The 8,784-nt window shown below is 48.0% G+C and carries 6 protein-coding genes; all 6 read left to right on the top strand.

The features are described 5' to 3' along the window. Nucleotides 1-152: 152 nt before the first annotated feature. The 6 genes from J3482_RS18790 to J3482_RS18765 all read left to right on the top strand — a co-directional run bounded on the left by J3482_RS18790 (nucleotide 153) and on the right by J3482_RS18765 (nucleotide 8,208). Nucleotides 153-3,332 (top strand): hypothetical protein, encoded by a 3,180-nt coding sequence (locus J3482_RS18790; RefSeq protein WP_206922922.1) that lies wholly within the window; start codon nucleotides 153-155, stop codon nucleotides 3,330-3,332. 129 nt (nucleotides 3,333-3,461) lie between these two features. Next, entirely contained in the window at nucleotides 3,462-4,133 is a 672-nt protein-coding gene (locus J3482_RS18785; RefSeq protein ID WP_021297477.1) for an EAL domain-containing protein, read from the top strand. Further along, nucleotides 4,114-5,229 (top strand): ParM/StbA family protein, encoded by a 1,116-nt coding sequence (locus tag J3482_RS18780; RefSeq protein ID WP_021297478.1) that lies wholly within the window; start codon nucleotides 4,114-4,116, stop codon nucleotides 5,227-5,229. The genes J3482_RS18785 and J3482_RS18780 overlap by 20 nt, the downstream gene beginning before the upstream one ends. Beyond that, entirely contained in the window at nucleotides 5,226-5,615 is a 390-nt protein-coding gene (locus J3482_RS18775) for a hypothetical protein (RefSeq protein ID WP_021297479.1), read from the top strand. Before J3482_RS18780 ends, J3482_RS18775 begins: the two co-directional genes overlap by 4 nt. Before the next feature lie 419 nt (nucleotides 5,616-6,034). Beyond that, a complete protein-coding gene (locus J3482_RS18770; protein WP_021297480.1) occupies nucleotides 6,035-6,781 on the top strand; it encodes a hypothetical protein in 747 nt (248 codons plus the stop codon). Between the two features lie 242 nt (nucleotides 6,782-7,023). After that, on the top strand, nucleotides 7,024-8,208 hold the full coding sequence (locus J3482_RS18765) for a replication-relaxation family protein (RefSeq protein WP_021297481.1): 1,185 nt from the start codon (nucleotides 7,024-7,026) through the stop codon (nucleotides 8,206-8,208). Nucleotides 8,209-8,784 lie beyond the last annotated feature (576 nt).

Genomic DNA, 8,784 nt, shown 5'->3' with positions numbered 1-8,784 from the left:
AATCTTCAGCCAGCTTGCGATACATTTCGAGGAGCGCTTGAAACCCTATCTTCACTAGAAACCGTCTGATAGAGTTTACACAAAATTATTGACACTCCCCACTATCACTAGGGGCGAACCCTACACAATTACCTTCCGGAGAAAGTACCACGTTGACAGTAACAGGTGACAATGTGCCAGTTGGGGATAATTTAGTGATTTACAATCAATCAACAGGTCAGCTTGTAGGTTCCAGCCAATCTACACCGTATAGCGTTCAAACATCTGAACCTACTCCTCAAACCGACAACTTTGTAGCATATATTTCGACTAACACTAGCAATACTGGGGCGCTAATGAGCAGTAACGTCGTGCCGGTTGACTGGTACGGAATTAGTCTCACTGCAAACCCAACGGCACTGCCGGTTAATAACACATCTACGTTGACGGCTACAGCACAAAATGTACCAAGCGGGTATGTTGTGGACATTTTAGACCAGACAACAAACCAAGTTATTGCAACCGGTCAACCAGGACAAACAGTTTTGAATGCTTTGGAGACAAAACACCAAGTTGAGACAGACAAGTATGTGGCTCAGATCGTAAAGCCAGGGAATCCGTCGATACCATCGCTGAACGTTCCTGCATCCGCACCACCAGATGGTTTGTTTAGTGAAACATCAACTGAAATTCAGCACTATAATCCAACTACAAATTCGATGGAGAATATAGCAGGATTACCTATCACTACGGGTACATCGACTTCGTACGGAACCGTGAATACAGCCTATTTCACGCAGCCTTTGGTCTATGCACCTAATACTCAGGTGATCTATGCGGGAGTAGAATATTCAACCTCTGATAGCCAATATACTCATGAATTTGTAGCTTTGTATGCGTATGACTTGAAGTCAGGAACGTGGACCCAGGTACAGATGCTTGAGGACAATTATATGCCGGGATTTATCGGAGCGACGATGTACTGGTTTGATGAAGGACTCTACAATCCTGTCGATCACAAAGTTTATCTTATGTATACAACAGATGGAATGTATGACTATACGTGGCAGTTAGAATCCGTTGACCCCACAAATCCTACGGCAGCCCCATCTATGGGCTTAGGGGTTTACGAGGACCGATACTATGATCCGGGCGCTCACCACGGGGATGGTCAGTGGATAACTCTCTTTACATTCCCATTTAATTCATTCACTATTGACCCCAAAACCGGGATTTTATATTATCCGGGGTCGGCCACACCTGAGCCTGATCCATATGAAGAAAGCGCGTATGGAAGCTGTTTGATGGAATATAATCCATTTACGGGTACAGCTAGTATCTTAAATGGAGCAAATACTTTTGCGTATCCAAGCGATTCAATAGGTTATGATTCAGCAAATGGTTTGGTGTATTACGCAACATGGACTCAAGAGCAGTCAGCCCCTTTTGATACAAATGGTGAATTATGGTCATACGACCCAAATACGGGGACGAGTACAGAATTAGTCGCGCTTCCGAATTCAAGTTCAATTCCATATGTTAACGTTGTGAATGGATTAGTGTTGATCCAATATAATGGAAATTACATCTATAATCCAAGTACAAATAGCATTAGTTCGTCTCCGATTTCAATAAATGCAATCTACGACAGCCAACTTAATGAATATGTTGACGGAGGAAGTTTTTACGACAGTAACTTGAATTATGTAAAGTCAGTTGGTATGTCTAGTGCTATGAGCTATGGAGTCTCTGCTGGTGGGCCAATCACGACAGTGAAAAACTTTCCATATTGGACTTTCACCAAAGCACCAGGCTATGTTCCGACATCTCTTTTCACGCAAAATGCACAAGCCGGAAGTTACAATGGTTCCATTTGGGTCTCAAATGCGTCGTCACAGATAAATGGGACTGCATTTTTTGAATCGACGTTTAACTTACCGCAAACGGAGTCTGTCACGTTTAACATGCCACAGGTAGACGACTATGCTCAGGTCTACGTGGACGGTCAACCTGTGTTACAACAAGGCAACGATGGGGGTGTGGGTGGAAGCATTCCTGATACTTCTACGGCTACAATCACATTACCTGCGGGAATGCATCAAGTACTCATCGAGGCAGAAAACAATAATAATTTTACCAGTTCAAGTAGTGGTACAGCTGGAGTAACTCTGAATGTCACAAGCGGAGGGGCCATGTTATTGACCACTTCAAATGCAGGAGAGTGGGAAACTACAGGTTATATCACCCAACTTCCGACAGGATGGTTTAGTGGTGCTATTGGCACCTGGACGTGGACAGAATACGTAATGCAAGAAGGGCAATCAACACCAATTTCTCAGCAACAGTCATACTCATTGACTACAGCAGCCGGAAACGTATCGGCTACATCCAACGAAGTGAGTGTTACGTGGTTCAACCCTGTAACACCGCCGGATAATTTCACGCTAGCTGCGTTGCCGACACAGGTTGTGAAGCCTGCAAGTACTGACTTTAAGATTACGCTCGACAAAACAGATCAGGACTTCGTTAATCAAGCATTAAACGGGGATGCGCAATTAGTCGTGAAGTGCCAGCAGACATGGCAAAGTGTCGTTTCAGCAAACTGGGCGCCGGACACAGACGGATTGAATGTAGCTATCCCATACACACCTGTTGCCGGAACGAGTCTCCAGTACGTGGCCGAGCTCGTTGACCCGAATACAGGCAATCCCGTGGCCATTTCGAACGAAGTGACCGTGACGGATTCAGGGAACGGTTCGCAAGGAAACTCCTACACAACGGAAACGTGTGGGCCGAATGGGGATGGCACTGAGATATTTACGACGTACACCAACGGACAGGTGACATCCACAAAGACTGTCCCATTGACCATGACAGGACTCGAAGTTTCGGGCATCTATCACCCGACAGAGGACCTGCAACAAGACCTTGGGCTTACTGCAAAGATTAAGATGCCGGTTACGAACACGGAAGTTGGAAATGGGCCCATCCCACTGCGCGTACAAGCTCCATTCGCGTTTGCGATTACGTTTCCTCAGGCTCAGCCGACATCGGTTACGGCGACGTTCACAGTGAACCAACATGATGCGGTTGACGAGAATGGAGACACTTCCTGGACGGTGACGATGAAGCCGGCAAACAATCTCGGCTTCGGAGTATGGCAAGGCGCAACAATTATGCCAAAGTTACCAGATGGGGACACCATTAGCATCCAGATTACAGCAACCGATGAATGCGGCACAGCCACGACGCCTACAGGGGTATTCCCCTACGATGACTTCCTGGTGACCAGTGATGATCCCGAATGGTATTACATTCAGCCAGGGACGGGTAATAACAGCACTACAAACTGAATAGTAGGATCGTTTCTTCCCTTACTCATTTTCATGAGTGAGGGATATTTTTTGCCTTGGAACGGTTTTGGAACAAAATCACCCTAATGCACGTGGGAACATTTCTAGTAAAGCGAGGTGGACACACACTTGTACAAGATTGCGTACCAGCCCATATGGGATATCGTGAATCAAATGGTAATTGGATACGAAGCCCTCATGCGACCGTTAGATGGAAGCTCGCCTGTAGACGTTATTGAACAGCATCGTAGAAAGGGAACAATCGCCGCGCTTGACCAAACACTTATGCGTCAAGCGATGGAAGACTGCCAAGGTTTCTTACGGGCCGGGGAACTACTAATGGTTAATACAGAACCTGAGACTCTGAGTGAAGCAGTTTGGGACCCTTGGGAGTACGCGCTGAAACCAAACCAAGTCGTCATTGAGATTACAGAACGAGCGTGTCTTGATGAACTCGACCTCAACAAATTCCTGAATATTGGCGTACAGTTTGCTCTCGATGACTTCGGAACGGGTATGAGCAATCTCCTTGCATTAGAACGCTTGAAACCCGCATTTGTGAAGATGAACCGCGAGTTTCTTGCCGGTCACGACGATAGTGGTGTCCTCGCTCTCCTCGCCGAGCAATTTGTCAGGTTTGGTAGCAAGCTAATTGTCGAAGGAGTCGAAAGTGAGAGTGATCTGGCTTTCCTTCGTCATATTCGTGTTCGGTATGTTCAAGGTTTTTATACGGGAAGGCCGGCACCAGCACAAGACTATATCGCAAAGGGGAATCATAGATATGCTTCCGGTTGGGCTTGATTTAGGCAATGGAGCGGTAAAACTCGTAATGCGCGGATTGGAGTTATCCATTCCGAACGTAACAGCAGTTGGGAGTCCAAGAAGCGATCTCGGCGAACGCCAGGAACCACTAAACGCACTCGATGTAGAAGTGGTTTCGTCTGCGTTTACCGATGGCGCTCGCCGTGTATTCGTCGGCAAACTTGCAGCAGACCAAGGCCCACAAGCGACTTACATGCAACCAAATGAGAAGAAGACATCGAGTGAACAGGCGATTCTCATGTACTTAACGGCACTTGCAAGCGCGGTGGTGAAGCAGCGAGAACGCGCGGGTGAACGAATCTCATCGGCAACGACAATTGATGAAGAGTTGTTCGTCGTATCCGGCGTCAGCCTTGTTGAAGCTTTGGAACGCGGTGTAAGGCTCGACTTCGAGCAACGTCTAAGCGGCGAACATACAGTCCGATTCATGTCTCCGTCACCGTGGGGCGGTATTACGGTTCGTCTACGAATCACATCCAAGGTCGTGAGCGAAGGACACATGGCTTTCCTTGCGCTGTGCCAACAGTCTCCGGAGAAGTCAAAGGAGCTATCGAGTTCACTCGTCGCGGTCGCAGAGATTGGGGAGTTGAGTACGGAGCTTCCTGTGTTTGAACGAGGCAATATCAACGCGTCGTTGTCGGACGGGTTGCAGTACGGGATTGGGACGACGCTCACCAGTCTCCTCGAAGACATTCGAGAACAGACTAAAGCGCGCAATGCTTTTCCTGGCGGACGGATGGAGCTTGCAAAGTTCCTGGAGGACAAAAAACGCGAAGTGGTTCTATTCGGTCGTCGACATGACATTACGGAGATAATCGAGCGACATTTGAGTGCGGCTGCTTCGCATGTCTATCGTGAAATCATCGAAGTCTGGAATAAGATACCAACGATTGAACATTTCTACGTTCTTGGTGGTGGCGCGGCACTGCTGCATCCGTTTCTTAAGGAGTTTGCTCAACAAGATGGGTTCAATCTCGAGTACGCTCCGACGTTGTATCGGTCTCGATGGTTGAACGCGGATGGAATGTTCCTGACAGCGGTACGTCTTGCAGCAGATACGGTGACGGCCGTATGAGTCGCTCACGAAAGCGAGAATGGAAGCCTCAGGACACAATATCCGTTCGAATACCAAAGGATGTCGATCCTGCCATACTCGATTGGCTGTGTGAATTAAGCAAAGGTGAGGTCCTTCAAGCAACAGTAATTGAAGCGATACACCGCATGTACTACGACAAGCGAGGCGTGGACACGATCGCGGTTCCGCGCCAACAGTCGTTCATCGACCGTCGTTTGTTACAGAGCATGGTTGCTTTGTCGGGCATTCAATCGGTACGGGACGAGACAAATGTCCATGTCGAGATACCGATGGAGCAGGGAAATAACCAGGTGAACGATGCGGACGCAGCGCACAATGCCGCGTTGGAAGAGGTGATGAACAGTGCGCTCGACTTCTACAAATGACCGCATGGCACAAAGCCACGCTCGACAATCGCAGTCAGGTCAAGGTTTCCCGGGATTTCGCAAGGCGCAACGCAGGGCAAGTTGTGAAATATGCGCCACGCGCAAAGCCATGCATGAAAAAGTCTTGTCTAGCAAGGGATTTCAAAGATTCGCCACGCATAACGCATGGCATTTCATTTTTTGCTTAACGACAAAACGACGAGGTTGCAAGGCGTTGTGCATGGCATGAACCCGAAACCCCAGTTGTACCAAAGGGTGAGAACGCGGGGCATTGTGCATGGCGCTTTTGTCCTGATTATCGAGCGAAATATAAGGGAATGCACTGCAAGATGCATGGCGGAAGTCTGGAGTCCCTAGTGGTGCATGGGGTAAGGACGCGAGGCAAAGTGCATGGCATGTGTTCAAGGAGTTTTTGTTGAATGACAGGGCTGGAATTATATCGGGAAATTGATCGGTGGTACGAGGAAACTCGGACAAACCTCAATCAGTTGTTGAAACACGATTCTCAGCCTTTTCAGTCCCCAGAGGACATAAAAGCACCATTGCGGATTATGGTATTCGCGATGGAGTGTGAAGGGATGCTGGTTCAGTTGAATCGGGCAGTTGGCGACTTGTGGTGGTCTTCCATCGAAGATATTGAGCTAAAACTTCGAGGTATACGGGATACGATTGGTCGTTTAGTTGCGGATTCAATCGTGCAAGGGCTTTTAGAACAAAAATATTCACCTGAAGACTACGGTATTCAAGTAGAACGCCAAAAAAGTGGTTTTACTCTCAAGATTCCATACGAGCTTATATCAATGTCAGACTTATTCCTTGTGAGAAGTAAAAGAATTAACGGATTATCTCATCTGTACACGGTTCGAGAAGCTTGGATCGCCTTAATGCGAGGTATCTCACTCAAATTAAAGGAACACGGACATTACCCGTTGCTCAGGGCAAGAGTCAAGGTGTGCATTGAGATAACCCATTCAATACCTTTGGACCCTGACCATTTTTGGATTCGTCCGTTAATAGACGGGCTCTGTCAGTCAGGAATACTAATGAATGACGATGCGAAAAGATTGGTATTTATACTTTCCTACAAATCGGCTATGAGCAGCAATTCCGTAGTGATTGATGTTGAAGAATTGGACGATATTGCTGCAAACAAACCTTGCGAATAAAACAAATCGGGCGCAACTAACGGCTCAAGCAGAGCTGTCATTTCGTATGGAATAGAAAATTTTCTGTTACACACGAATCGACGTCTCACAAATGTTCTAATTTTCCCTTTCACTAAAAGGGAAAACGGCCATGGTGCGCTCGGGAATTACAGACCAAAACACGGAGGTCTTTAGTAGGTGCACATGGAGTGTGTATCTACTAAAGACAAAGGGTGGCTTGTAGGCAGGAAGGTGGCTACGCGGTGAGCGAAACGCAAGTGGACGTTGTGATACAGAAGCCGGTGACGATGACGGAAAAGACGGCGTTGAAGGCGCAGACGTACTTGTCGCATTTATACATGCACGGTGTGTTGACGACTGAACAGATTCAAGTGCTTTCGGGGTTTGCAGATGGAACGTCAGAGGTCCAGCGAGTGATGAAGGCAAGTGGCTACGCACGGAGTTTCAATAAGCCAATGTTGTTGTACCGAAACGGTTCGTGGCGAAAGATGAACAGGGTGAACGTGTGGAAGCTCACAGCAGAAGGGCTGCGTCTGATTGAACGTGACTTATACGAAGGGGCGCATGTGTGGGCATATTCCAGTGTGCGCATTCGACGCGAATTAACAAGTGCCAGGATGCCACGAATACTTCGGGTCGCGCAGTTAGAAGTAGAAATGGTTGCAGCCGGAGTGCAAGACATCGTCTATTGGGACGTTGCACACATGTTAAACGCGTTAGGGATTCGTCAAATTGCAGAGGAAGGTACCCAGAACGAGATCGCTCAACTTTGGGTAAACCGTCCTTCATTAGCGGGATTCCTATCTGTTGGAGACAGTCGGGTAATTGGACTGACTCTGTGCGATTCTGGGAACTTGCTAGGGATTCATCAATATCTAAGTCGTGCCTTTCCACCAGCTTTCGATTTAATCGGTTCTCTTGGGCTTCACGAAGAACGACTGTTACTCATGGTCGAAAGTTTGTATCCGAAAGTGTATTTGTCGTTTTCTACACTGCTTTCAAAGCATTCAACGTTGATTATGCTTCCATACGAATACGCCTTGGATCACCCAACGGCTACGGCATGGATTCTGCGCGGAAAGCGAGAACAGGCATTGCAGCCTCTTATCGAGAGTTACAAAAAGTCAGGGTGGCGCGTTGAACGAACGAATGAGATTCCGGAGTTGGTGGCGACGGAGTTTTACTCGTTTCGTGCGACACGGGACGGCCAGGTGGAGTTTTTCGACAGCACGTTTGGCACCAGCTTGGCGCACGTATACAGTCTGTTCAACCATGAACGATTTACAGTGAGCGGTTCTGCAGCAGGCCGCCGTGTCGTCTACGTCACAAGCGCAGGAGAAGAAGTGGGCATACGCGCGTTTTTAAAGAAGCAGGTAGGAGAGAAGTTGAATGGGTATTCCACAGAGTTTCGTTTATTGCAATTATGAGCGCTTGGTTCCGGCGAGACGGAGTCGTGTCGGGAGCAAGCGCGGAAGTGTCGTTCGACACAACGTCATATTGCAACGATGAAAAGTATCACGAAATCGGCGCAAAACAGTTAGGCGTCGGATGTAGGATGGAGATAGCCGTGCGATAACGTGGAGAGCGTTAACGTCCGTTATGTGTACCACAATGCGAGCTGGAAACATGGTCGGGGGATCGGAGAACATCCCTACGCCGCGGCCGTGAAGCGACAGACTACTCGACCAGCGCATTGTTAAGTGATAGGGCATCATTAGGTAGGGCAGCGCGCGTGGCTGCCGAAGCCGAGCAGCGGAGGCGGAGCTGCCGGCATACGAAAGGACAGACCACACTGGTCTGTCCTTTTTGCGCAATGCTAATATGCCAAAGTATAATCGCATATCAAAAGAACCCAGTCGTTTGATTGAACAGGTGGTTAAATCGAAGTAAATCCATTCGTCTTTAGGTAGTGTCCCGTCAAGTGGTGTAAATTGAGTGCAACCCCTAGTGTTAGCTATTTATGCAAAACTGACGTTGGAGCTAGTAACTGCTGTTCATCAGTG

This window comes from Alicyclobacillus suci, assembly GCF_017329615.1.
GTDB classification, from domain to species: domain Bacteria; phylum Bacillota; class Bacilli; order Alicyclobacillales; family Alicyclobacillaceae; genus Alicyclobacillus; species Alicyclobacillus suci.
Note: the sequence above shows the minus strand (reverse complement) of the source record. Positions and strands in the feature narration are given on the sequence as shown.